The following is a 24031-nucleotide window of genomic DNA, read 5'->3' on the forward strand; positions in this document are numbered from 1 at the left end:
CGCCTCACGCGGGGTCGAGCAGAGTCCCGCGGACGAGCGCACCGTGCACGGTCCGGGCCCCCACCACGAGCCAGGCCGCCACCAGCAGCACGTACAGCGCCGTCGCGACGACGGTGAGCGCCGGCGTCCCCAGCCGCGCCACCAGCAGGTTCGTGCCGGTCACACAGGTCCCCACCGGGAAGGTGAAGCTCCACCAGGTCAGCGTGAACGGCAGCCCCCGCCGGACGGTCCGCAGGGTCACCGCGGCCGCGAGCGCCAGCCACAGCATCGCGAACCCCCAGGCCGGGACGCCGTAGACCACCGCGACCACCGCTGCGGCGCCCGCGTACGGCTCGGGCAGGCTGCCCGGCGCGGCGTTCGCCAGGAGCCCGGCCGCGGTGACCGACTGGCCGAGCGGGCCGAGCACGATCCACAGGGTGGGGACGGCCGCCGCCGGTCCGGTCCCGTGCACGACGAGCCGGTTCCAGATCTGCGGGAGCAGGGCCAGCGTCGCGAACAGGCTCATCCCGAACAGCGCGACGCAGGCGAGCAGCAGCGTGGTTCGGCCCGTGCCCGGCGCGAGGTGGACGACGAGCAGCGCCCCGTCCGCGGCCGACACCATCGGCGGCACCACCGGCAGCAGCCAGGCGGGGGACACCGCGTCCGGTGCGACCGTGTGCCGGGTGATCATCAGGTACGGCACGCCGACGGCAGTGACCAGCCCGAACGCCGTCCCGGTCAGCCACAGTGCCCCGCTCGTCGCGAGCGCGGCCGGGGTGCCGAGCACGGCCGGGCCGAACTGGACCGCGCCTGCGCCGACCGTCATGAGGGCCATCGCCACGGCGCCGTAGGACTGCACGGCCACCGGGTCCGCGGTGTGCGCGCGGGCCCGCTCGGGGAACCGCACCCGGTGCGCCACCGTCGCGGCCACGAGCACCACCAGCAGCGCCGAGGCCAGGCACCACACCCCGGTCGCCCACGCGGTCAGCAGCGGGGAGCGGAACGGCAGCGTCGCGGCCGCCCCGCCGACGATCCCGGTGCCCATCACCGCGGCGAACCAGTTCGGCCCGAACGAGCGGACCGCGTCACCGGGGGTGCCGAGCTCGCGCAGCAGCCCGATTCGGGCGAACGCGTGCGGCGCCTGCGGGGCGGCCGCGGCCGGGGGCCGGAGGTGCGTCGTCATGCCTCCACGGTCTGCCGGTCGGCGGCCCGCCGGTACCCGTCGCCCGGTTGCGGAGTCATAATCGGAGGTTGTGGCCCTGTCCCCGCGCGTCGCCGACCTCGTGCCCTACGACCTGCTGGTCTCGGTCGCCACCCTGGGGAGCATGGGCAGGGCTGCCGCGGCCCACGGCATCTCCCAGGCCGCGGTCAGCGCCCGGGTCAGGACCCTGGAGGCGGCACTCGGGCTGACCCTGCTGGAGCGCTCCCCGCGCGGCACCCGGCTCACCCCGGACGGGGCACTCGTCGTCGAGCGGGCACGCGCCGTGCTGGACGCCGCGCACGCCCTCGACGAGGGCGTCGCCGCGCTGCGCACCGACCGGGCGGCCCGGCTGCGGGTGGCCGCCAGCTTCACCGTCGCGGAGTACCTGCTGCCCCGCTGGCTGGTGGCGCTGCGGGCCGAGCTGCCCGGCACCGCGGTCACGCTGACCTCGCACAACACCGCCGAGGTGGTCGACGACGTCCGCTCCGGCGACGCCGACCTGGGGTTCGTCGAGGGCCCGGACCTGCCCGCGGACCTCGACGGGCAGGTCGTCGGACGGGACCGGCTGGTGCTCGTCGTCGCGCCGGACCACCCGTGGGCCCGGCGCCGCGCGGTCGACGCGGCGCGGCTCGCGACGACGCCGCTGGTGGCCCGCGAGCCCGGGTCGGGCACCCGGGAGTTCCTGGAGCGCGCGCTCGGGACCGTGGCGCCACCGGTGCTGGAGCTCGGCTCGACGACGGCGATCAAGAACGCGGTCGCGGGCGGCGCGGGGCCCGCGGTGATCAGCGGTCTGGCCGTGGCGGCCGAGGTGGCGGCCGGGACGCTGCGGACGGTCCCGGTGCGCGGCGCCGACCTGCAGCGACGCCTGCGCGCCGCGTGGCGGCGGGGCCGCGCGCCGTCCGGGCCCGCGCTGGTCCTGGTGCGTCTCGCGGCCCGCCGCTGACCGGTCCCGGGGGTGCGGCGGGCAGGCCCCGGGACCGGCCGGTCAGGCGGCCGAGGGCTGCTGTCGCACCACCTCGGGCCGGTAGCGCTCGATGATCTCCATGAACTCGGTGTGCTCCGGCGTGGGCACCCCGCAGAAGTTCAGCGTCGAGGAGATCTCCAGCGCGACCGCGTCGAACTGCTCGTCGGTGATCTTCAGCGTCTCGTGCGCGGTGACCATGTCCATGCCCGGGTAGCACTGCGGACCGCCCGCGGCCTGCACCGACCACGCCGTGACCAGGAACTTGTAGCCGGGGGCGTTGGCCAGGTCGCCGTGGTGGGCGTGCACTCCCTCGTTCGCGTTGACCGAGGCGTTCGCGAAGAGCCGGTCGACGAGGATGTCGACCGCCCCGGCGATCGCGTAGATGCCGCCGAGGCGGTCGTGCAGGGACTGCTGTTCGGGCATGACGACGCTCCCGCTCCGTTGTCGGGACCCGATCACAATCCCGTGCGGTGCGGGTGTCGTCAATAGTGCACAACCGGTTCCCGGCCGTGCGGTCAGTCGTCGACCGCGTGCTGCCCGTGTCCCGGGCCGTAGCCGGTCAGCGACGGGACCTGGACCCGCAGCCCGGACGGCAGGTGCCGGGCCAGGTCGTCACGGGCGTCCGCGCCCAGGCTGCGCGCCAGGGTGTCGAGCACCGCGACCGAGGCGTTGGTGGCCCAGGCGACGTCGTGCAGCTCCAGGTACTGCTGCACCCGCGACAGGAACACCTCCTCGGTGAACGGCTGGGCCGGCACGGGCACGACCGACACCGGGACCGCGGGCTCCGCAGGCGCGCGGTGGTCGGGCACCGGGGCGTCGTCCGCCTCCGGCTCGGCCGGGTTGCCGCCCCAGCGCTCACCCGGGGCCACCTGCTCGCCCTTCATCAGGAACGAGTCGGCGGCCAGCGTCGCGCCGTCGCCGATGTCGGTGGAGTAGTGCACGAACGCCCGCACACCGACGGCCACGCCGTCGCCGACCCGGATCCGGCCGGACTCGAACCGGCCGTCCTCCAGCGAGTGGCACTGCAGGACCGACCCGGAGTTGAGCACGACGTCGTCGCCGAGGGAGACCAGGCTCTTCTCCGGCAGGGCGGCGCCGTCGTCGAAGACGCGCCTCCCGGCGCGCAGACCGGCCAGGCGGTTGCGCCACACGAGCAGCGGAGTCCCGGCCAGCACGGGCCGGACGTAGAGCTTCCAGAGCCGCTCGTGGAACCAGAAGTAGCGGTCGTAGATGGACGCGGTGCGCGGCTGCAGGCCGCGGAAGCCGAGCGTCGCGCGCTCCAGCAGCGCCGACCACACCATGAGCAGCAGCGGGCCGAGGAACACGGCCGGGCCGAGGGCCCACAGGCCCCACGCCGGCCAGAGCGCCACCGAGATCCCGAGCGGGACCAGCGCGACCGCGACGCCGAGGGCCCGCAGCAGCACCGTGACGACGAGGGTGGAGGCGTTGTAGCGGTTCTTGGAGCGCAGCCGGCGGGCCAGCTCCTCGTCGGTGGCCGGGTGGTTCGGGTGCGGCCCCGCGCCGGTGCGCGGGATCTCCATCGGCGGCGAGCCGAGCAGGCCCACCCCGGTCCGCACCGGCCCGTCCACCGGGACCATGACCTTGGTCGCGAGCAGCACGTCGTCGCCGATCCGGGCGTCCGGCGGCAGGTGCACGTCGTTGCCGACGAAGTTGTCCCGGCCCAGCCGCACCGGGCGGATCCGGAACGAGTCGTGCGACAGCTCGGTGTTCATCATCCGCAGTCCGTCGGACACCATCGTCCCGGTGCCGACGCGGGCGTGCCGCGGCGACTCCTGGCGGAGCTGGGTGCCGAAGTTCGACCCCGTCTGCCGCAGGTCGTCGAGGTCGTAACCGAGGCCCTTCAGGTAGCCGGTGATGAACGAGCTGTCGCCGAGCAGCAGCACCAGGAACCGCGCGTTCGACACGCCGGTCACGATCTGCTGCGCGACGTGGCGCACGCCGTAGAGCGGGAAGGTGCGGTCGACCGGCACGAACAGCGCGGCCAACCGCGGCAGCGTCAGCACGGCGAGCACGCCCACCAGCAGGGCCGCCACGACCAGTGCCATGACCGCGATCGCGCCGACCAGGAAGAACCACCAGTGCGCGCCCATGTCGGCACCGGTCAGCCCGATCAGACCGGCCACCTGCGGGGCGAAGCGGGCGAACGCGGCCACGACGAGGGCGAACACCGCCGTCGCGACGGCCCAGGACAGCCCGGCGAACACCGTCGAGTAGACGACCCGGCGCAGCCGCCCCGCGCCGACGGCGTCGGGCCCGCGGTAGTCCGAGTCGGACGGACCGGCGGGCGAGCCGTGCCAGACCTGGCCGGACGGGACGGTGACACCGGGGCGCAGCGCCGAGGCGTGGCCCAGCTGCGACCCGTCCTGCATCCAGGTCCGGATGTCGAGCACAGCGGCCTCGCCGACCACGCAGTCGTCGCCGACGCCGACCGGGCCGAACTCCAGCGCACCGGGCACGGCCCGGTAGCCCTGCAGCGACGCCTCCGGGTGCACGATCGTGCGGGCGCCGACCCGGACGAGGTCGGTGGCGACCGGGACGGCCCCGAACAGGGCGCTGCCGCGCCCGATCCGCGCGCCGAGCAGCCGCAGCCACGCGGTGTACAGCGGAGTGCCGACGGCCAGCGCCATCGGGTTGGTCCGGATCAGCGTCGAGACAACCCAGAACCGCAGGTGGGCGGCGCCCCACAAGGGCACGGTCCGTTCGCGGAAGCGGCCGACGAGCGTCCACTTCGCGAGCACCGGCAGCAGCACGACGGCGACGAGCACCCCCGCGGTCCACAGCGCGGCCCGGCCGGTCAGCGACACCGCCTCGGGGGCGGCGGAGACCCAGCGGTAGCCGAGGACCAGCACCGCGGCAGCGGCGAAGCCGGACGCGAGCAGGAACAGCAGCTGCGCGATGCCGGTCAGCGCGTGCGCCACCGGGCGGGCGCGCACCGGCTCGACCGGTTCGGCGGCCACGGTCGGCACGACGTCGCCGAGCGCGGCGGCGAGCCGGCGCACGGTGGGGTGGCGGTAGACGTCGCGTGCGGACACCGACGGCAGGTCGTCACGACGGCGCACGGCGGCCGCGAACCCGGCCAGCAGCAGCGAGGTGGCGCCGAGCTCGTCGAAGAAGTCGGCCTCGACCGAGATCTCGGCGGGCTGGACCCGCAGCGCGGTGGCGAGTTCGGCGACCAGGCCGCGCTCGACGTCGGTCGCCGGGCCCACGACCGGGCCGGTCGCGGCCACCCGGCTGCCGGTCGGCGCGGGCAGGTTCTTGCGGTCCGCCTTGTCGCTGGTGGTCATCGGGATGAGCTCGAGGTGCTCGAGGTAGGCGGGCACCATGTAGGACGGCAGCCGGTCCTGCAGGCGGGCCCGCAGGTCGGTCGGCGGCTCCGCGCCGCGGACCAGGCTGTAGTAGCCGACGAGCTCCTTCGTGCCGGGCGTCGGCTCGAAGGTGTCCACCACCGCCATCGCGACCGCCGGGTGGTCCTGCAGCACGGCCTCGATCTCGGACAGCTCGATGCGGTAGCCGCGGATCTTGACCTGCAGGTCGATGCGGCCCCGGTACTCGATCTCGCCGTCGGCGTTGATCCGCGTCAGGTCACCGGTGCGGTAGATCAGCCCGGACGGGTTGTTCGGCAGGTCGACCGGGGCCGGGACGAACACCTCTGCGGTCTTCTCGTCGCGGTTGAGGTAACCGTCGGCCAGTCCCACCCCGGCGACGGCCAGCTCCCCGGTCTCGCCGAACGGCAGCACCCGGGTCGGGTCGGTGGTGTCCAGGACGAGGGCGGCGTAGGTCGGTAGCGGCCGCCCGATCGTCACCGGGCGGTCCGGGTGGACCTGCGCCATCGTCGCGGTGACGGTGGCCTCGGTGGGGCCGTAGACGTTGAGGAAGCGGCGCTGCGGGGTCCACCAGCGGCGGATGAGGTCCTGCGGGCAGGCCTCCCCGGACACGAGCAGGAACCGGAGGTCGTCGAGGTCGGCCTCGACGGTGGCGAGCAGCGTCGGCACCACGCACATCGCGGTGACGCGGCGCTCGACCAGGAAGTCGTGCAGGTCCTCGCCGACCAGCGACACCCCGGCCGGCTTGGGGACGAGGGTGGCGCCGGTCAGGAACGAGGTCCAGATCTCCTCGACGGAGAAGTCGAAGGCCAGGGTCAGGCCCTGGTACATGCGGTCGTCGGCGCGGACGCCGTACTCGTCGGCGGCGACCCGCACGAAGTTGCAGATCGCCGGATGGCCGATCACGACGCCCTTGGGCCGGCCGGTGGAGCCGGAGGTGTAGATCAGGTAGGCGGGGTGGTCGCGGCCCGGTGTGCGACGGCTGTCCGGCCCGAGCCGCTCGTCGGAGCAGGCGGCGATGTCGGCGGCCGCCGCACCGGTGACCGAGAGGATCTCGACGTCGCCCCGCACGGGGTCGCCGACCTTCGCCAGCGCGCTGTCGGTGACCAGCAGCAGACCGGCCGCGGAGTCGGAGAGGATGAACGCCACGCGGTCCGCGGGGAAGCCCGCGTCCATCGGGACGAAGGTGGCCCCGGTCTTGAGCACCGCGAGCATGGCGGTGTAGCTCTCCACCGGGTCGTCGAGCAGCAGCCCGACGACGTCGCCGGGCCCGGTGCCGCGCCCGCGCAGGTGCCGGGCGAGACGGTTGGTGCGGCCGTCGAGCTCGCGGTAGGTCAGTGTGGCGTCGCCGGTGTCGACGGCGACGGCGCCCGGATGGCGGTCGACGGCCTCCTCGAACACCTCGGCGAGCTGCTCGCCGGGCCGGGCCCGCGAGGCCTCCAGGGTCGGTCCGGGGACTAGTACACGGTCGTCGAGCGTCCGGGGACGCGGGGTCGGTACAGGTCGCTTGGTCGGCGACGGGCGGTAGGGGAGGTCCCGGCGGATCACCTGGGGCTGTCCCGGCTGTGTGTTGCGGCTGTCGCCGCCGTCGACCCCACCGGTGAGGGCCGACCGGTTGGACACGTCGGACATGACTCCGGACTACCCCATCCCGAGGGGACGAAAAGTGCAGGTCGGGCGTGGCGATCGTCACTCGCAAACCGGTGAACCCCGGTCGGGTGGAGTGCGTAGCCAGACGAGGGGTCCGCCGTCGTCAGGGGGGCGACAACGGCCCGTGGACCGTCCTGAACAGCGTGTCGACGAGATCGATCCCCAGGTCATGATCATGGTCGGCCGGGAGGTCGACGCCGTGGTCGTGGAACCACGAGGGCGGGGCCTCCGGGTGCGGGCCGACGACACCGACCGCCCCGTCACCGCACCGGGTGACGCAGGCGGCCACCGTGCCGTCGGCGTATGTGGCGAGGATCTCGGTCTCGGCGAGCGCCCGGCGCGTCGGCCGGATCACGCCCCCGTCCTGGAAGTACATCCGCCGTTCGGCTCCGCGCCACCGGACCGTGACCAGTGCCGGGTCCGGGGTGGACGGATCGGCCCCCGGACGGGACCAGTACTCGTCGACGGCGAGGCCGACGAGGTTGAGGAAGCCGCGCTCCACCAGGAACGCGCCCATGCAGACGCCCAGGTAGCACCCGCCCCCGTGGACGAACCGGCGGATCGCGCCCTTGTCCGCGCGCAGCCGCCGGAACGCGGCCTCGTCGTCGCCGGAGGCACCGGGGTGGGCGAACAGCACCGTGTCCGGGTCGGACAGCGCCTCCCGCAGTGGACGGTCCCCCGCCGGGCCCGCGGTCCGGACGTCCAACCCGGGCCCGCTGCGGCGCAGCAGGTCGGCGACGGCCTCGGTGTCGTCGGTGTGGTCCCCGGCCGACGGCCGGGTCCAGGCGTCGGCGAACACGACGGCGACCGGCCGGCTCATCCGGAGCACTCCGGCACGGCCGGCTCAGGCCCCCAGGGCCGAGTCGAGGTCCGGGTACCAGGTGATGACCTGGTCCAGCCCGGTCATCCGCACCGGCCGGATCACCGCACGGTTGCCCGGGCCGGTGACCCCGTCGAGACGGACCCCGGCCTCACCGGCCGCCCGGGAGGACCGGACCACCGCGGTCAGACCGTGCGACCCGAGGAACCCGACGCCGGACAGGTCCAGCAGGGCCCGCGCCGGTCGCGTCTGGTGGAGCATCTCCGACATCCGGGCCCGGATCGCCTCGGCCTCGGCAAGGTCGACGTCACCGATCACCTCGAGGACGGTCACACCGGGCGCCGGGGTGTGCTCGCGCAGGCTCACCCGGGAGTGCGGCTCCGGCCAGCTGCCCGTGTGGCCGAGCCGCCGGCGACCGGGCTCGGCCGACGTCACGACGGCCACCCGGCTTCGGGCACGCCTCGCCCGCGACCCCGCCCGCCGGATGGTGCGGGGCCGCGTGTCCGGGGACGTACGGCCGAGTTTCCGATGGGTTCACCGTACCGGGCCCCGGGCCGTTGTCCACCGGTCGACCTGCGGGATCCTGTCCGGGGAGAGAGTCTTCACCGGGTGACCACCTCCACATCACCGCGACCCCCGGACCCGGCCGACGACGGAGCCGTGACCGTCGTGCGGCGCGCCCGCGTCCCCGGCCACGACGGCGCCGTCGACATCGTGATGTCCGGTGGCAGGATCCGGTCGGTGGGTGTCCCGGCGCCCGCCGGGACACCCGGTACCGACGCGGGGGACCGGCTCGTCGTCGGCGGCCTCGTCGACGCGCACCTGCACCTGGACAAGGCGCTCACCGCGGACCGCTGCTCGTGGTCCGGCGGCACAGTCGACGACGCGATGGCCGAGACCGCGGCGATGAAGGCGGACTTCACCGTCGACGACGTCGCCGCCCGCGCCGGGGCCGTCCTGGCGTCCTGCGTCGCGCACGGCACCACCCGGGTGCGGACCCACGTCGAGCTCGACCCGACCGTCGGGCGCCGCGGGCTGGAGGGTGTGCTGGCGGCCGCGGCGGACTGGGCCTGGGCTGTCGACGTCGAGGTCTGCGTCTTCGCCCAGGACGGCCTGACCGGCTCGCCGGAGACGGCCCGGCTGCTCGACGAAGCGCTCGGCGGGGCCCGGGCGGCGGGCCGGCGCGCGGTCGTGGGCGGCGCCCCCTACGCCGACGACGACCCCGCGGGCCAGCTGGACCGCGTGTTCGGGCTGGCGGCGGACCACGACGCCGACGTCGACCTGCACCTGGACCTGTTCGACGGCACCGCCGAGGGCGCGCTGATCGGCACGTTGTGCGACCTGACCGAACGGGCGGGCCTCGGCGGCCGGGTCACCGCGGGCCACGGCACGGCGTGGTCGTTCCTGGAGCCGGAGCGGCGCGCCGCGGTGCTGGACCGGTGCGCCGGGACGGGGGTCGGCGTGGTCTCCCTGCCGTCGACGGACCTGTTCCTCACCGGCCGGGAGACCGGCGCCGGGGCGCCGCGCGGGGTCGTCGTGCTGGACCGGCTCGTCGAGCGCGACGCCCCGGCGGCGGTGGCCACGAACAACGTCCGCAACGCCTTCACCCCCTACGGCGACGGCTCCCTGGTCCGGATGGCGAACCTCTACGCCAACCTGACCCACCAGGCGTCGCCGGAGCAGCTGGCGGCCTGCCTGGACCTGGTCGGCCCGCGCGCCGCCCGGGTGCTCGGCACCCCGTCCGCCGCCACCGGGGTCGTCGCGGGGGCCCCGGCCGACCTGGTCTGCCTCGACGCGCCCGACCCGGGCACGGCGGTCGCCGCCGTCGCACCGGTCCGCTGGGTGCTGAAGGGCGGTCGCCGGACCGTCACCGGCGCGGCCGTGGAGCTGCACCCACCGGTGTGACCCGGCTCATCGGTGCAGGCCGTCGCGCAGCGGGAACGCTGCCCGACATGAGCACACGTGAGGGCAGGGCCGTGCGGTACGACCGCTACGGCGGCGTCGACGAGCTGTACGTGGCCGGTGTCGGGTTCGACGACCCCGGTCCGGGCCGTGTCCTGGTCGAGGTGCACGCGGCCGGGATCAACCCGGGCGAGACCGCGCTGCGCGAAGGCGTGTTCGCCGAGTCCTGGCCCAGCACGTTCCCCAGCGGGCAGGGCAGCGACTGGGCCGGGGTCGTCGCGGCGGTCGGGGAGGGCGTCACCGACGTCGAGCCCGGCGACGACGTCTTCGGCTGGACCGACGACCGCGCCTCCCAGGCCACCCACGTCGACGTGCCCGCCGAGCAGGTCCTGCGCCGCCCGGCCGGTCTCGACGTCGTGACGGCCGGGGTGCTCTACATCGCCGGGACGGCCGCGGCCGCGTCGGTCGCGTCGGTGGACCCGCAGCCGGGGGAGACGGTCGTCGTCGCCGGTGCCGCGGGCGGGGTGGGGCAGATCGCGGTGCAGCTGCTGACGCTGCGCGACGTGGAGGTCGTCGGGATCGCCTCCGAGCACAACCACGACCGGCTGCGCGAGCTGGCCGTGACCCCGGTCGCCTACGGGTCCTCGCCCGAGGAGACGCTGGCGAACCTGCGCGCCGCGACGCCGGACCGGGTGCACGCCGTCGTCGACCTCGTCGGCGGCGGCTACGTGGCGCTCGCCCGCGAGCTCGGTGTCCCCGCGGAGCGGATCAACACGATCATCGACTTCGAGGGCGCGCAGGCCCACGGCGCCGCCACCCGGGGCACCGCCGACTCCGCGGGCCGCGACGACCTCGCCGCGCTCGGCGCGCTCGTCGCCGACGGGGCCCTGCAGGTCCCGATCGCGGCCGGGTACCCCCTCGACGGGGTCCGCGAGGCCTACACCGAGCTGGAGAAGCGGCACACCGCGGGGAAGATCGTCCTGCTGCCGCAGGAGTGATCCGACGCCTGCCGGGAACCCCGCCGGGGCACCCCCGAGGAGAGGACACCCGTCGTGCAGATCGGCTTCAAGCTCTTCGCCGAGGCCCACACGCCGCAGGAGATGGTCCGCCAGGCCGTCCGGGCGGAGGAGGCCGGTTTCGACTTCGTCGAGATCTCCGACCACTACCACCCGTGGCTGGAGAGCCACGGGCACTCCGGGTTCGCCTGGTCGATCCTCGCCGCGATCGCGATGCGGACCGAGCGGATCGGCCTGGCCACCGGGGTGACCTGCCCGACGATCCGCTACCACCCGGCGATCATCGCCCAGGCCGCGGCGACGACCGCACTGCTGTCCGACGGCCGGTTCACCCTCGGCGTCGGCTCCGGCGAGCAGCTGTCCGAGCACGTCACCGGGCACCCGTGGCCGGTCGTCGGGGTGCGGCACGCCATGCTCCGCGAGGCACTCGAGATCATCCGTCTGCTGTGGAGCGGCGGCTACCGCACCTACCGCGGCACCCACCTGTCCGTCGAGGACGCGCGGGTGTTCGACCTGCCGGAGACGCTGCCGGACATCGTCGTCGCCGCGGGTGGGCCGAAGGCGGCCCGGATCGCCGGTGAGCTGGGCGACGGTCTGTTCGCCACCGAGCCCCGCACCGACCTGATCGACGCCTACGCCGCGGCCGGCGGCACCGGCTCCCGCTGGGCCGAGGTCCCGCTGGCCTACGCCGGCACCGTCGACGCCGCGCTGGAGTCCGCGCACCGGCTGTTCCGGTTCGGCCCGACCGGCTGGAAGATCCAGGCCGAGCTGCCGAACGTGCGCAACTTCGAGGCTGCGACGGCCTTCGTCCGCCGGGAGGACATGGCCGACGCGTTCGGGGCGGGCCCGGACGTCGAGACCCACGTCGCGACGGCGAAGGGCTTCGCCGACGCGGGTTACGACCGGCTCGCGCTGATCAGCGCCGGGCCGGACGTCGAGGAGTTCTTCGCCTTCTACGAGGGTGAGCTCGCGGGCCGGCTGCGCGCGCTCTGAGCGATCCCGGCCGGTCGGACGGGGTGCGCGGACCGGCCCGACCGGCAGGGTGGAGGGCATGAACAGGGTCGTTCGTTTCACCGAGCTCGGCGGGCCCGAGGTGCTCACGGTCGTCGAGGAGCCCGTGCCGCAGCCGGGTCCGGGGGAGGCCGTCGTCGCCGTCGAGGCGATCGGGCTGAACCGGGCCGAGTCGATGTTCCGGCGCGGTGAGTACATCGAGCCGACCCGGCTCCCGGCCGGTCTGGGCTACGAGGCCGCGGGCACCGTCGCCGCCGTCGGCGCGGGCGTGGACCGCTGGTCGGCGGGGGACCCGGTGAGCATCGTCCCGGCGTTCTCCATGAACGACCACACCGTCTACGGCGACCACGCCCTCGTCCCGGCCCGTGCCCTGGTCCCGCGGCCGGTGGACGCGGTGACCGGGGCCGCGACCTGGATGCCGTTCCTCGTCGCCTACGCCGGGCTGCTCGAACCGCGCGTCCTGAAGCCGGGCGACCACGTGCTGGTCACGGCGGCGTCGTCGAGCGTGGGGCTGGCGGCGATCGCGACCGCGAACCGGATCGGCGCCGTCCCGATCGCCACCAGCCGCAGCCGTGCCAAGGCGCAGGCGCTGCTCGACGCCGGCGCCGCACACGTCGTCGCCACCGGGGAGGAGGACCTCGTCGCGCGCTGCCGGGAGATCACCGGCGGCCGGGGCCTGGACGTCGTGTTCGACGCCGTCGCCGGACCCGCCGTCGAGACGATGGCCGACGCGGTCCGCCCGGACGGCACGATCGTCATCCACGGCAGGCTCTCCGGTGAACCGACGATCTTCCCGACGGCGACGCTGCCCGATCTCGTCGTCCGCTCGTTCACCCTGTTCGCGATGACCCGTGACGCCGAACGCCTGCGCCGGGCGGCCGCGTTCGTCGCCGCGGGGATGCGCGGTGGGGACTTCGCCCCGCAGGTGGACCGGGTGTTCGACGGCCTCGACCAGGTCGTCGCCGCGCACGAGCACCTGGAGTCCAACGCCCAGGTCGGGAAGATCGTCCTCCGGCCGTGATCGGGCGGCTCAGCCGTCCAGCTTCGACGGGTCCAGGGCCGCCTTCTTCACCCCGAGCCTGCGGTTGAGCAGCAGGGTGATCGCGTAGAGCACCAGGCCGAGCAGGAGCAGCAGCCCGGCCAGCTCGTACTGGATCGTGTCGCGCCCGGAGAACGGCAGGACCAGGTACAGGCTCGCGACGGCGCCGACGACCGGCAGCCCGGGCGGGGCCCGGAAGTGGTCCTCGGCGATCCGGTCGCGGCGCAGCACCAGCACCGCGATGTTGACGACGGTGAAGACCGCGAGCAGCAGCAGCGACGTGGTGCCGCCGAGCGCGGAGACGACGTCGGAGTCCGAGTCCAGCGACACGTAGCTGATCAGCGCGAACGAGATCAGCGTGGTGAAGATGATCGACACCCACGGCGTGCGGCGGAACGGGTGCACCCGGGCCAGCGGCTTGGGCAGCACGGCCTGGTTGGCCATCCCGTAGAGCAGCCGCGAGGCCATCAACATGTTGATCAGTGCCGAGTTGGCGACGGCGAACATCGAGATGAACGGCAGCACGACGTCGGCCGGGATGCCGGGGGCGCCGGCGCGGACGACCTCGACCAGCGGCGTCTCGCTCCCGGCCAGCGGACCGACCGGGACCAGCGCCACCGAGCAGATCGCGACGAGCACGTAGATGACCCCGGTGACGGTCAGGCCGGTGATCATGATCTTGGGGAAGATGCGGCGCGGCTCGTGGCACTCCTCGGCCATGTTCACCGAGTCCTCGAAGCCGACCATCGCGAAGAACGCCAGCGAGGTCGCCGAGGTGACCGCGAGGAACACCCCCTTGTCCTCGGGGGTGTCGAAGGCGACGACGCGGGACCAGTCGGCGTCGCCGCCCGCGATGGCGTAGATCCCGACGAGGATCACCAGCAGCAGCCCGGACAGCTCGACCAGGGTGAGGACCACGTTGAGCTTCACGCTCTCGCCGACGCCGCGGAGGTTCACCAGCGCGACCAGCAGCATGAAGCCGAGCGCGATCAGGACGATCCCGCCGTTGCCCAGGTCCAGCCCGAAGCCCTCGTTCAGGTTCGCCGCGAACGCCCGGGACGCCGTCGACGCCGAGGTGATCCCCGAGCTCATCACCACGAAGGTGACCATGAAGGTCAGGAAATGGATGCCGAACGCCTTGTGCGTGTAGAGCGCCGCCCCCGCCGCCTGCGGGTACTTCGTGACGAGCTCCAGGTAGGAGAACGCGGTGATCATGGCGATGGCGAAGGCGACCAGGAACGGCACCCACGCCGCCCCGCCGACCTCCTCGGCGACCTGGCCGACCAGGGCGTAGATGCCCGTGCCCAGGATGTCGCCGATGATGAACAGGAGCAGCAGCCTGGGCCCCATGACCCGCTTCAGCGTGGGCCCGCCCTCCGCCGTCGACGTCGTGGCGTCCGCCATCGTGGTGCGCTCCCCTCCGCGACGGCCCGTGCCGCCCGCGACCGGCCCAGCCTGGTGGGGGGTTCGTGCCGTGTCGAGTCGAAAGGGTGGAGTGTTTCATCTGGATTGAGCATGTGTGATAGCGCTCACGTGGCGTTCACTGTCCGGCGTCCGCTCGTCGGAGGAACCGGAGGTCGCCGTGCGAACCGCCTACCGAGTGATCGCCTATCTCGTCGCGCTGGAGGTCCTGATCCAGGCCGCCGCGATCGCCTACGCCGTGTTCGGCCTGTCCACCTGGATCGAGGGCGGCGGGGTCCTCGACAAGGCGGGGATGGAGAGCGAGACGACCGACTTCACCGGGGTCGGCGGGTTCGCGCTGCACGGCATCAACGGGCAGATCGTCGTGCCGGTGCTGGCGCTGGCGCTGCTGGTCGTCGCGTTCTTCGCCCGCGTCCCGGGCGGGGTGCGGTGGGCGGGGATCGTCGTCGGGCTGGTCGCGCTGCAGGTCCTGCTCGGCATCCTCGGGCACTCGGTGACCGGGCTCGGGGCGCTGCACGGGCTCTGCGCGCTCGCGCTGTTCGCCTGCGCGGTGGTCGCGGGGCAGCGGGCCGGCTCGCGGTCCGGTGCCGCCGCGACGGCCGGCGAGCGGGTCGCCTGAGCCCGGGAGCGCCGCCATCACCGCCGACCCCGTCCCCACGGCACGGCCGGAGCCCGGTGGGCCGCCGGGTCCCCCCGGGGAGCCGCCGGACGGTCCGCCCGCTGCGCCGCGGCCCGGGCGCCGCCGGGTGGCCGTGGCGGTGCTGGCGACGTTCGCCCTGCTGGCCCCGGTCGGATGGCTGTGGTGGGGGAGCCTGCTGCCGACCCCGTACGCGGTGACCGACATGGGCTACGTCGACACCGGCGGCGCCCCGGCGCCGGAGACGCACGACCACCACGGGGTGGGCGTCGACACCCTGCGCGAGACCTCGACGGCCGCCCCCGCCGTGTCGCTGACGCTCACCGCCCGCAGGCAGGCGATCCCGCTGCCCTCGGGCCGCACCCTCGACGGCTACACCCTCAACGGGACGTCGCCCGGCCCGCTGATCCGGATCCGGCAGGGCGACGTGCTGCAGGTGCGGCTGGTCAACGCCGACGTGCCGGACGGCATTACGCTGCACTGGCACGGCGTCGACGTCCCGAACGGCGACGACGGCACCGCCGGCGTCACCCAGGACGCCGTCGGGCCGGGTGGGGAGTTCGTCTACCGCTTCGTCGCCCGCGACGCGGGGACCTACTGGTACCACTCGCACCAGGTCGCGAACACCCAGGTGCAGCGCGGCCTGTACGGGGTGCTGGTCGTCGAGCCGCGCGACGGCCCCACCGGGCCGGACGTGGTCGCCGCCGCCCACGTCCACGAGGGCGCACGCCTGCTCGACGGCCGCCGCGCCGTGCTGCCCGTCCCCGCCGCGCCCGGCACCCGGATCCGGGTCCGGATGGTCAACACCGACAACGGCCCGACCTCGGCGTGGGTGACCGGGGCGCCGTACCGACTCGTGGCGATCGACGGGACCGAGGTGCACGACCCGCCCCCGGTGACGGGGGAGTCGGTGCTGCTCACCGCGGGCGGCCGGCTGGACCTGGAGGTGACCGTCCCACCCGGCGGGGCCCGGGTGGAGATCGGCGGCAACGCCGCGGTCGTCCTCGGCGACGGTCCCGGCCCGGCGGCGGCACCGCGCCCGGACCGCGCGCTCGACCCGCTGGTCTACGGCACGCCCGCGCCGCTCGGGTTCGACCCGGCCGCTGCGGACCGCCGCTTCGACTACGACATCGGCCGCCGCCCCGGCTTCGTCGACGGCGTACCCGGTCTGTGGTGGACGGTGAACGGGCACATGTGGCCGGACGTGCCGATGTACATGGTCGCCCGCGGCGACGTGGTCCGGATGCGGATCGCCAACGGCAGCGGCGAGGTGCACCCCATGCACCTCCACGGGCACCACGCCGTCGTACTGTCCCGCAACGGCGTGCCCGCGACGGGCAGCCCCTGGTGGATCGACTCGCTCGACGTCGCCGACGGCGACAGCTACGAGATCGCCTTCGTCGCCGACAACCCCGGGGTGTGGATGGACCACTGCCACAACCTGACGCACCCGTCGGAGGGGCTGATGGCACACCTCATGTACGAGGGGGTGACCACGCCGTACCGGGTCGGCGGACCGTCGGGCAACGACCCGGAGTGAGCAGGGCTCAGCCGCGGTGCCGGGACCGGCGCGGGGTGTCCGGGTAGGGCTCGGGGACGCCGTCGTCGACCGGCCCGGGCTGCTGCGCGTGCTGCGGGGGCGCCGGACGGACCGGCGGCGGGCCGGGCGGCATCGGCGGCGCCGGCGCCTGTCCGACGGGGCGGTGCGCCGGGGCGAGAGCCCGGTCGCGGTCCCGCTCGGCCTGGTCGCGGAGCAGGTCGCGAATCTCCTTCAGCAGGTCGAGGTCGGTCTCCAGCGCCTGGTCCTCGGCGTCGCGCCTACGGCGCTCCTGGAGCCACTTCATCGGGAAGACGACCAGGAAGTAGATGACCGCGGCGGTGATCAGAAAGGTGATGACGGCGTTGAGGAAGCTCGCGTAGTCGAGCTGCACCTCGTCGGTCAGCGGGATCGTGCCCGGGGGCACGGCGTCCTCCCCGCCGGAGAACAGCCGGAGCAGCGGCTCCAGGAACGCCTTCGTGAAGGCGGTGACCACGGCCGTGAACGCCGCACCGATGACGACGGCGACCGCCAGGTCGATCACGTTGCCACGTAGCAGGAATTCCTTGAAGCCCTTCAGCACGCCAGAGCACTCCTCGAGATCGGGTCGGGGGTGGGGGGTGGGTCCGGCGAAGGAGGGTAACCGGACCGTGACCTCCCCGCCGGGCCTGCGGCCGGACGGCCCGGGCCGGCGCGCCGGACGGGACCCGCCGGTCGACGGGCGGCCCGGGTGCGGGGTCGCGGGTCAGGCGACGGGGCCGGCCCCGGCGTCCGGGCCGCGCTCGCCGGCGGGGGTCTGCGGCGTGACCGGGCGGGCGGCGATGAGCCGGTCCAGGAAGTCCCCGGCCTCCCGGGCGGCACGGTCCACGTCGCCGTCGGCGATGGCCTCGACGATCCCGGTGTGGGAGATGTCGTCCTCGGTGCCCGCGGTGCCGGGCATCGTGGTCTTCACACTGTCCGCGACCGCCTCCACCACACCCCGGTAGAGCTCGACGAGCAGGCTGTTGCCCGCACACCGGACGACGGCCACGTGGAAGTCGGTGTCCGCACGGGCCGCGTGCTCCAGGTCCGCGGCGTCCGGCTCCTCCCCGCGACGGCCGTACGCCGCGACGGCCGCGACGGCCCGGTCGCGCTCGGCCAGCGCCGCCCGCAGGACGGTCAGGTCGGCGTCGGTCCGGCGGGCGGCCGCCATCCGGGCCGCCTCGACCTCCAGGGTGCGGCGGACCTCCAGCACCTCGCGCAGCTCCGGGCCGCACAGCGTGCGCAGCGCCCCGGACAGCTCGGTGGTGGCCCGCACGTAGGTGCCGTCGCCCTGGCGCACCTCCAGCAGGCCGCCGTGGGCGAGGGCGCGGACGGCCTCGCGGACGGTGTTGCGGCCGACCTCCAGCGACGCGGCCAGCTCCGACTCGGGCGGGATCCGCCGGCCCACCGGCCACTCCCCACCGGTGATGGCGGTGCGGAGCTGGTCGATGACCTGGTCGACCAGGCCGCCGCGGCGCGCTGTGACGAGAGGCACCGGATCATCCTTCCATCCGAACATCCTATGTCTGTAACAATACTGTTTCGTGAGCATTGCTGAGCACGAGACACGCGCGGAGGAGACCATCGCCACCGGACGGGCCGAGGAGACCGGGCCGTCGCGCCGCGGTGCGCTCGTCGGGACCCCGCTGCTCGTCGTGGGGGTGGCACTCGCCGCCTCGAACCTCCGCCCGGCCGTGACCTCGATGTCCTCGGTGCTCGGCGAGGTCCGCGACGGCCTCGGCGCCTCCGCGGTCTGGACCAGTGTGCTCACCGCGGTCCCCACCATCTGCTTCGGCCTCGCCGCGATCGCCGCCCCGCTGCTCTCCCGCCGGCTCGGCATGGCCCGCGCGATCGGCCTCGCGATGGCGGTGCTCACCGCCGGGCTCGTGCTGCGCGTCGTCGACGGACCGTGGGTCGTGCTCGGCGGCACCTTCGTCGCCGCGGCCGGCATCGCGATCGGCAACGTGCTGATCCCGGTCGTGGTGAAGCAGTCCTTCCCGCACGCCGTCGGCCGGGTCACCGGCATCTACACCGCCGCACTGGCCGCGGGCGGCGGGATCGGCGCCGCGTTCACCCCGCCGCTGGAGCCGCTGCTCGGCGGCTGGCGCGGCGCGGTCGGGGCGTGGGCGCTGCTGTCGCTGGCCGCGCTGGTCGTCTGGACGATCGGGGCCCGGCACGGTGAGCCGGAGCCGGTCGTGCGCGCCGCCGACGCGGGGGAGCGACGCCCGATGGTGCGCCGCCCGCTGGCCTGGGTGGTCACCGCGTTCTTCGGGCTCCAGGCCTGCGTCGCCTACGTGGCGATGGGGTGGCTCTCGGAGCTGTTCGTCTCGGTCGGGGTCGCCCGCACCGACGCCGGGCTGATGCTCGCCCTGATCAGCCTGATCGGCATCCCGCTCAGCTTCGTCATCCCGCCGATCGTGCTGAACCGGGCGTCGCAGTCGGGCTGGATCGTCGGGCTCGCCCTCTGCTCGCTGGCCGCCGTCGCCGGTCTCGCGATCGCTCCGGCTGCCGCGCCCTGGCTGTGGACGGTCCTGCTCGGTCTCGGCATGGCGGTCTTCCCGGTCGGCCTCGGAGTGATCGCGCTGCGCACCCGGGAGGCCGCCGAGACCACCGACCTGTCGGCGATGGCCCAGGGCTTCGGCTACCTGATCGGTGCGGCCGGGCCGTTCCTGTTCGGAATCCTGCACGGCGTCACCGGCTCGTGGACGCCGTCGCTGGTGCTGCTCGGCGTCGTGATCGTCGCCGAGATGGTGCTGGGCTGGGTCGCGGGGCGCCCGCGCTTCGTCTGAGGCCCGCCCACGCGGCCGGCCGCTGATATATGAGAGCCCCGGTGCCGATTCCGGCGTCGTGGGCCCGGTGTACCGTCGTGACCGCCCGATCTCCCGGCGCATCCCCGCCCGGCGGCGGCCCGAGATCGGGGTCCTCGATCCGTCAGGGAGTACTCGTGACCGACACCGCCCTTCCCCCGGCCGGGGACACGGCGCGGCTGGTCGACCAGACCGGCCCGTACTTCGGCCGCTTCGGTGGCCGCTACGTCCCGGAGGCGCTGGTCGCCGCGCTGGACGAGCTCGAGCAGGCCTACCAAGCGGCCATGACCGACGAGGCCTTCCAGGCCGAGCTCGCCGAGCTGCACCGCACCTACTCGGGCCGTCCGAGCCTGGTCACCGAGGCGCCGCGGTTCGCCGCGCACGCCGGCGGTGCGCGCATCCTGCTCAAGCGCGAGGACCTGAACCACACCGGCTCGCACAAGATCAACAATGTGCTGGGCCAGGCGCTGCTCACCAAGCGCATGGGCAAGACCCGGGTCATCGCCGAGACCGGCGCCGGGCAGCACGGCGTCGCCTCGGCCACCGCCGCGGCCCTGATGGGCCTGGAGTGCGTCGTCTACATGGGCGAGGTCGACACCGAGCGCCAGGCGCTCAACGTCGCCCGGATGCGCATGCTCGGCGCCGAGGTCCGCCCGGTCACCTCGGGCACGCGGACCCTCAAGGACGCGATGAACGAGGCCATGCGCGACTGGGTCACCAACGTGGTCGACACGCACTACCTCATCGGCTCGGTCGCCGGGCCGCACCCGTTCCCGGCGATGGTGCGCGACTTCCAGCGGATCATCGGCGTCGAGGCGCGGCAGCAGGTCCAGGACCTCACCGGTGCCCTGCCCGACCTGGTCTGCGCCTGCGTCGGCGGCGGCTCCAACGCGATGGGCATCTTCCACGCGTTCCTCGACGACACCTCGGTCGAGCTGGTCGGCTTCGAGGCCGGCGGCGACGGCGTCGACACCCCGCGGCACGCGTCGTCGATCGGCGGCGGTGACGTCGGCGTCCTGCACGGCTCGCGCAGCTTCATCCTCCAGGACGAGGACGGCCAGACCCGCGACTCGCACTCCATCTCCGCGGGCCTGGACTACCCGGGCGTCGGCCCGGAGCACTCCTGGCTGCACGACCTGAAGCGCGCCCGCTACGAGTCGGTCACCGACGCCGAGGCGATGGAGGCCTTCCGCCTGCTCTGCCGCACCGAGGGCATCATCCCGGCCATCGAGAGCGCGCACGCGCTGGCCGGAGCGCTGCGCGAGGCGAAGCGCCTGGGCGAGGGCAAGGTCGTGCTGGTCAACCTGTCCGGCCGCGGCGACAAGGACGTCGACACCGCCGCGAAGTACTTCCGGCTGATCGACGACGAGGGCAACGCCGTGACGGACGGAGCGGTCTGATGGGCAGCGTGCAGCAGCGGATCGAGGCGGTCCGGGCCGAGGGCCGCGCCGCGCTGGTCGGGTACCTGCCGGTCGGCTACCCGACCGTCGAGGGCTCGGTCGAGGCGATGCGGGCCATGGTCGCCGGCGGCGTCGACGTCGTCGAGGTCGGACTGCCCTACTCCGACCCGCTGATGGACGGGCCGGTCATCCAGCGCGCCACCCAGCAGGCGCTGGACAACGGCGCCCGCTCCCGCGACGCGTTCACCGCCGTCCGCGGGGTCGTCGACGCCGGCGCCCCGGCCGTCGTCATGACCTACTGGAACCTGATCGACCGCTACGGCGTCGAGCGGTTCGCCGCGGACCTCTCCGAGGCCGGCGGGTCCGGTCTGATCACCCCGGACCTGCTGCCCGACGACTGCGACGACTGGCTGGCCGCGTCGGACTCCCACGACCTGGACCGGATCTTCCTGGTCGCGCAGACCACCACCCCCGAGCGCATGCGGATGACCGTCGAGTCCAGCCGCGGCTTCCTCTACGCCGCGTCGCTGATGGGTGTCACCGGCGTCCGCTCGGTCGGCGTCGAGGCCCGTGACCTGGTCGCCCGCGCGCGCGAGGTCGCGACCCTGCCGGTGTGCGTCGGCCTGGGTGTGCGGACCGCCGAGCAGGCGGCCGACGTCGCCTCCTACGCCGACGGCGTCATCGTCGGGACGGCGTTCGTGCAGGCGCTGGAGTCCGGCGGGCCGTCCGCGGTCGAGTCGCTCGCCCGCGAGCTCGCCGAGGGCGTCCGCGCCGCGGAGCGCGTCTCCGCCTGACCAGCCCGCCGGCCGCGCCCTCCACGGAGGGCGCGGCCGCGCCGTGTGATCACTAGGCTCCGGTCGTGCCGCAGCTCGTGGTGGATCTGGCCGAGGTCGTCGGGTCGACACTGAGCCTGCTCGCGCTGGTCGTCGCCCTCTACGCGCTGTGGGTGTCCCGGCGCGACCTCGTGCGGGAGCGGCGGCACCAGATCGAGGACCGGCGGCGCCACCACGAGCTGGAGATCCTGCGCCGGATCGGGCTCGCGCTCGGCTCCTCCTCCGCCGACGCCGACCGCGAGCAGATCACCACCCTGCTCATGCTGCTGCCGCCCCGGACGGACTTCCCACTCACCCGCGCGGCCCTGCAGGTGTGGCCCCGCGCGGAGGCCACGACGCGGCTGGTCGACCAGATCCGTTACGACATCCGGCACCGGCCGACCCCGCCGGCGGTCGCGGAGGACTGGACCCCGGACGTCCGGTGGGAGTTCGTCAGCCGCCGTCGCCGCGCCACCGACCGGTCGGTCGTCCGTGACGAGCTGAACGCCGCCATCGCCGTCCGGATCGACGCCGACGGCGAGCCCGTCCCGTACCGGGACCCGATCCTGCCGACACTCACCCGGTCCGAGCCGCCGCTGCCGAAGCCGCCCGCCCGCCCGCCCGCGCCGCCGGAGGCCGACTGAACGGGACCAGCGGCGGTCGCGCGGGGTGAACGTGATGTTCCTGAGAGTCATCGCGCCGGTTGGTCGTACATCCGTACTCCGACCGGAGTGATCGGTCCCCGCCCGCCGGACGACGGCGACCGGACGGCGGTGCGCGTTCTCAGGAACGCAACCCCGTCCCGGTGGGGTTCCTATGTTCGTGTCACCGCACCGCGGCCCGCTCCCCCTGGATGCCGCGGCGGTGGCCGGGGCTCCCCACCCGGCCGGTTCCACGAACCGGAGTGATCCGATGACCCGCCCCGCCCTGCGCGGACGCGCCCCCGGCGTCCGCCCGACCGTAGCGTCGCACCCGCGACCGGCCCGAGGCCGGTCCGTGACGGTCCACCGCTCGCGCACCCACCACCCCCGCCCGCTGCGGGCACCCTCACCGGCCGGGCGCACGCCCGGCGACCGGTGACCCGCCCGGTTCCGCATCCGGTCACCGCACCCCTGCGGCGGGAAACCCCGCCGCCCGCCGACGCCTGGCTGGCGCACCGCCGCGCCCGCGCGGTGTGGGGATCCGTGCTGGTCACGGTCCTCGTCGGCCCGTCGTTGATCTGGATGCTCCGTTCCGGACCGCAGCCGCTGCTGCACCAGCTCTCGGTGCTGACCGGGCTGCTCGCGCTGTCGGCGATGGTGATCGTCGCGGTGCTGCCGTCCCGGGTGCGCGGGCTCTCCGGCGCCCTCGGCCTGGAGACCCTGCTCGGCCTGCACCGCAGACTCGGCGTGCTCGCCGGGGTGCTGGTCGCGCTGCACCTCGCCTGCGTGGTGGCCGACCACCCGGAACGTGTCGGGCTGCTCGTGCCGCTCGCCGCACCGGCCCGCGGCCAGGCCGCCACCCTCGCGACGATCGCGGTCGTCGTGCTGCTGGTGCTCGCGCTGCGCGGTGTCCGGTCCGGCTCGCACGAGGTGTGGCGCTGGCTGCACCTGAGCCTGGCCGCGGTCGTCGTCGGCGCGTCGTCGCTGCACGTGCTGTGGCTGAACAACCTGGTCACCGACGCCGTCATGGGTCCGGTGCTGGGCGGGCTCGGCCTGCTGCTGGTCGCGGTGCTGGTGCTCCGCTGGGGCGCCCGCGCGGCGACCGGCGAGTTCCGGGTGCACGTCGTGCGCCCGGAGAGCCCCACCGTGTCGACGCTCGTCCTCGCCCGGCCCGGCCGGCACGCCGGACCGTGGTTCCGGCCCGGCCAGTTCGCCTGGCTGCGGCTGGAGCGGATGTCGGTGGAGGAGCACCCGTTCACCATCGCGTCGTCGGCGTCCGACCGCGGGCGGGTCGAGTTCACCGTGCGGCACACCGGCGACTTCGCCGGGCGGCTGCGCGAGCTGCGCCGCGGCGACCCGGTCTGGGTGGACGGCCCGTACGGCTCGTTCACCCCGGACTCGGTGCCGTCCACCGGGCTCGTGCTGATCGCGGGCGGCGTCGGGATCACCCCGATGATGAGCATGCTGCGCACCGCCGCCGACCGCGGTGACCGGCGGCCGTACCGGCTCGTCGTGCACGCCCGCGACCGCGCCGACCTGCTGTTCCGGGCCGAGCTCGCGTCCCTGCGCACGCTGATCGACCTGCAGGTCACCGAGGTGCTGCGCCGCCCGTCGGCGGACTGGTCCGGGGCGACCGGGCCGATCGACACCGCGCTGCTCGCCGCCGTCCTGACCGACCTCGACGACCCGGCCCGCCGGCTCGACTACTTCGTCTGCGGCCGACCGCAGCTCGTCGGCGACGTCCTCGCCACCCTCACCGCGCTCGGTGTCCCGGACGACCGGGTGCACACCGAGCAGTTCGCCCAGGTCTGACCGGGGAGGAGAACCC

Annotated in this window: 19 protein-coding genes and 1 pseudogene; 12 read left to right on the forward strand and 8 right to left on the reverse strand. The window is 74.5% G+C overall.

The window, feature by feature from the left end:
• Nucleotides 1–4: 4 nt before the first annotated feature.
• Entirely contained in the window at nt 5–1162 is a 1158-nt protein-coding gene (locus WHI96_RS02060) for a TDT family transporter (protein WP_345648403.1), read from the reverse strand.
• A gap of 70 nt (nt 1163–1232) precedes the next feature.
• Between WHI96_RS02060 and WHI96_RS02065 the strand changes: the two genes are divergently transcribed.
• Nucleotides 1233–2123, forward strand: a complete 891-nt coding sequence (locus tag WHI96_RS02065; protein WP_374107535.1) for a LysR family transcriptional regulator — start codon at nt 1233–1235, stop codon at nt 2121–2123.
• Between the two features lie 42 nt (nt 2124–2165).
• On the opposite strand, the gene WHI96_RS02070 is transcribed toward WHI96_RS02065, so the two are convergent.
• The 4 genes from WHI96_RS02070 to WHI96_RS02085 all read right to left on the reverse strand — a co-directional run bounded on the left by WHI96_RS02070 (nt 2166) and on the right by WHI96_RS02085 (nt 8393).
• The gene (locus WHI96_RS02070; RefSeq protein WP_345648406.1) at nt 2166–2567 is read right to left on the reverse strand and encodes a group I truncated hemoglobin; all 402 of its coding nucleotides are present in this window, start codon (nt 2565–2567) and stop codon (nt 2166–2168) included.
• 92 nt (nt 2568–2659) lie between these two features.
• On the reverse strand, nt 2660–7120 hold the full coding sequence (locus WHI96_RS02075) for a Pls/PosA family non-ribosomal peptide synthetase (protein ID WP_345648409.1): 4461 nt from the start codon (nt 7118–7120) through the stop codon (nt 2660–2662).
• Between the two features lie 121 nt (nt 7121–7241).
• Nucleotides 7242–7958 (reverse strand): hypothetical protein, encoded by a 717-nt coding sequence (locus WHI96_RS02080; RefSeq protein WP_345648412.1) that lies wholly within the window; start codon nt 7956–7958, stop codon nt 7242–7244.
• 24 nt (nt 7959–7982) lie between these two features.
• A complete protein-coding gene (locus WHI96_RS02085) occupies nt 7983–8393 on the reverse strand; it encodes an STAS domain-containing protein (RefSeq protein ID WP_345648414.1) in 411 nt (136 codons plus the stop codon).
• 225 nt (nt 8394–8618) lie between these two features.
• Here WHI96_RS02085 and WHI96_RS02090 point away from each other — a divergent pair, with 225 nt between their 5' ends.
• From WHI96_RS02090 to WHI96_RS02105, 4 genes are read left to right on the forward strand one after another with little or no spacing between them, the layout of a single operon-like run.
• Nucleotides 8619–9863, forward strand: a complete 1245-nt coding sequence (locus WHI96_RS02090) for an amidohydrolase family protein (protein ID WP_345648417.1) — start codon at nt 8619–8621, stop codon at nt 9861–9863.
• Between the two features lie 47 nt (nt 9864–9910).
• The gene (locus tag WHI96_RS02095; protein WP_345648419.1) at nt 9911–10858 is read left to right on the forward strand and encodes an NADP-dependent oxidoreductase; all 948 of its coding nucleotides are present in this window, start codon (nt 9911–9913) and stop codon (nt 10856–10858) included.
• A 54-nt stretch (nt 10859–10912) separates the two neighbouring features.
• A complete protein-coding gene (locus WHI96_RS02100) occupies nt 10913–11869 on the forward strand; it encodes a TIGR03557 family F420-dependent LLM class oxidoreductase (RefSeq protein ID WP_345648421.1) in 957 nt (318 codons plus the stop codon).
• A 58-nt stretch (nt 11870–11927) separates the two neighbouring features.
• Nucleotides 11928–12908: a zinc-dependent alcohol dehydrogenase family protein gene (locus WHI96_RS02105; RefSeq protein WP_345648424.1), complete on the forward strand. Its 981-nt coding sequence runs from the start codon at nt 11928–11930 to the stop codon at nt 12906–12908.
• A 9-nt stretch (nt 12909–12917) separates the two neighbouring features.
• On the opposite strand, the gene WHI96_RS02110 is transcribed toward WHI96_RS02105, so the two are convergent.
• Entirely contained in the window at nt 12918–14330 is a 1413-nt protein-coding gene (locus tag WHI96_RS02110; protein ID WP_345648427.1) for an APC family permease, read from the reverse strand.
• A 178-nt stretch (nt 14331–14508) separates the two neighbouring features.
• On the opposite strand from WHI96_RS02110, the gene WHI96_RS02115 reads away from it, so the two are divergent.
• Both WHI96_RS02115 and WHI96_RS02120 read left to right on the forward strand, forming a co-directional pair.
• Complete coding sequence (locus WHI96_RS02115; RefSeq protein ID WP_345648430.1) at nt 14509–14967, forward strand: DUF6220 domain-containing protein; 459 nt, start codon at nt 14509–14511, stop codon at nt 14965–14967.
• Nucleotides 14968–15106: 139 nt separating this feature from the next.
• Nucleotides 15107–16525: a multicopper oxidase family protein gene (locus tag WHI96_RS02120; protein WP_345648433.1), complete on the forward strand. Its 1419-nt coding sequence runs from the start codon at nt 15107–15109 to the stop codon at nt 16523–16525.
• A gap of 208 nt (nt 16526–16733) precedes the next feature.
• Here WHI96_RS02120 and mscL read toward each other — a convergent pair.
• Both mscL and WHI96_RS02130 read right to left on the reverse strand, forming a co-directional pair.
• A pseudogene (mscL, locus tag WHI96_RS27795) lies at nt 16734–17105 on the reverse strand (large conductance mechanosensitive channel protein MscL); the annotation flags it as partial.
• A gap of 162 nt (nt 17106–17267) precedes the next feature.
• The gene (locus WHI96_RS02130; protein WP_345648438.1) at nt 17268–18038 is read right to left on the reverse strand and encodes a FadR/GntR family transcriptional regulator; all 771 of its coding nucleotides are present in this window, start codon (nt 18036–18038) and stop codon (nt 17268–17270) included.
• Nucleotides 18039–18087: 49 nt separating this feature from the next.
• On the opposite strand from WHI96_RS02130, the gene WHI96_RS02135 reads away from it, so the two are divergent.
• From WHI96_RS02135 to WHI96_RS02155, 5 genes are all read left to right on the forward strand, one after another.
• Nucleotides 18088–19332, forward strand: a complete 1245-nt coding sequence (locus WHI96_RS02135; RefSeq protein ID WP_345648441.1) for an MFS transporter — start codon at nt 18088–18090, stop codon at nt 19330–19332.
• A gap of 155 nt (nt 19333–19487) precedes the next feature.
• Nucleotides 19488–20750, forward strand: coding sequence for a tryptophan synthase subunit beta (gene trpB, locus WHI96_RS02140; RefSeq protein WP_345648444.1), 1263 nt, complete (start codon nt 19488–19490; stop codon nt 20748–20750).
• Nucleotides 20750–21544, forward strand: coding sequence for a tryptophan synthase subunit alpha (gene trpA, locus WHI96_RS02145; protein ID WP_345648447.1), 795 nt, complete (start codon nt 20750–20752; stop codon nt 21542–21544). The genes trpB and trpA overlap by 1 nt, the downstream gene beginning before the upstream one ends.
• 65 nt (nt 21545–21609) lie before the next feature.
• Nucleotides 21610–22206, forward strand: a complete 597-nt coding sequence (locus tag WHI96_RS02150) for a hypothetical protein (RefSeq protein ID WP_345648449.1) — start codon at nt 21610–21612, stop codon at nt 22204–22206.
• Between the two features lie 540 nt (nt 22207–22746).
• Entirely contained in the window at nt 22747–24015 is a 1269-nt protein-coding gene (locus WHI96_RS02155) for a ferredoxin reductase family protein (protein ID WP_345648451.1), read from the forward strand.
• Nucleotides 24016–24031: the final 16 nt, after the last annotated feature.

It is taken from the genome of Pseudonocardia tropica (genome assembly GCF_040105315.1).
GTDB classification, from domain to species: Bacteria; Actinomycetota; Actinomycetes; order Mycobacteriales; family Pseudonocardiaceae; genus Pseudonocardia; species Pseudonocardia alni.

Bases quoted from the DNA above. Each gene is read 5' to 3' on its own strand.
- WHI96_RS02095 (WP_345648419.1), top strand. From the start codon at position 9,911: ATGAGCACACGTGAGGGCAGGGCCGTGCGGTACGACCGCTACGGCGGC.
- WHI96_RS02105 (WP_345648424.1), top strand. From the start codon at position 11,928: ATGAACAGGGTCGTTCGTTTCACCGAGCTCGGCGGGCCCGAGGTGCTC.
- trpA (WP_345648447.1), top strand. From the start codon at position 20,750: ATGGGCAGCGTGCAGCAGCGGATCGAGGCGGTCCGGGCCGAGGGCCGC.
- WHI96_RS02075 (WP_345648409.1), bottom strand. From the start codon at position 7,120: ATGTCCGACGTGTCCAACCGGTCGGCCCTCACCGGTGGGGTCGACGGC.
- WHI96_RS02060 (WP_345648403.1), bottom strand. From the start codon at position 1,162: ATGACGACGCACCTCCGGCCCCCGGCCGCGGCCGCCCCGCAGGCGCCG.
- WHI96_RS02070 (WP_345648406.1), bottom strand. From the start codon at position 2,567: ATGCCCGAACAGCAGTCCCTGCACGACCGCCTCGGCGGCATCTACGCG.
- WHI96_RS02080 (WP_345648412.1), bottom strand. From the start codon at position 7,958: ATGAGCCGGCCGGTCGCCGTCGTGTTCGCCGACGCCTGGACCCGGCCG.
- WHI96_RS02110 (WP_345648427.1), bottom strand. From the start codon at position 14,330: ATGGCGGACGCCACGACGTCGACGGCGGAGGGCGGGCCCACGCTGAAG.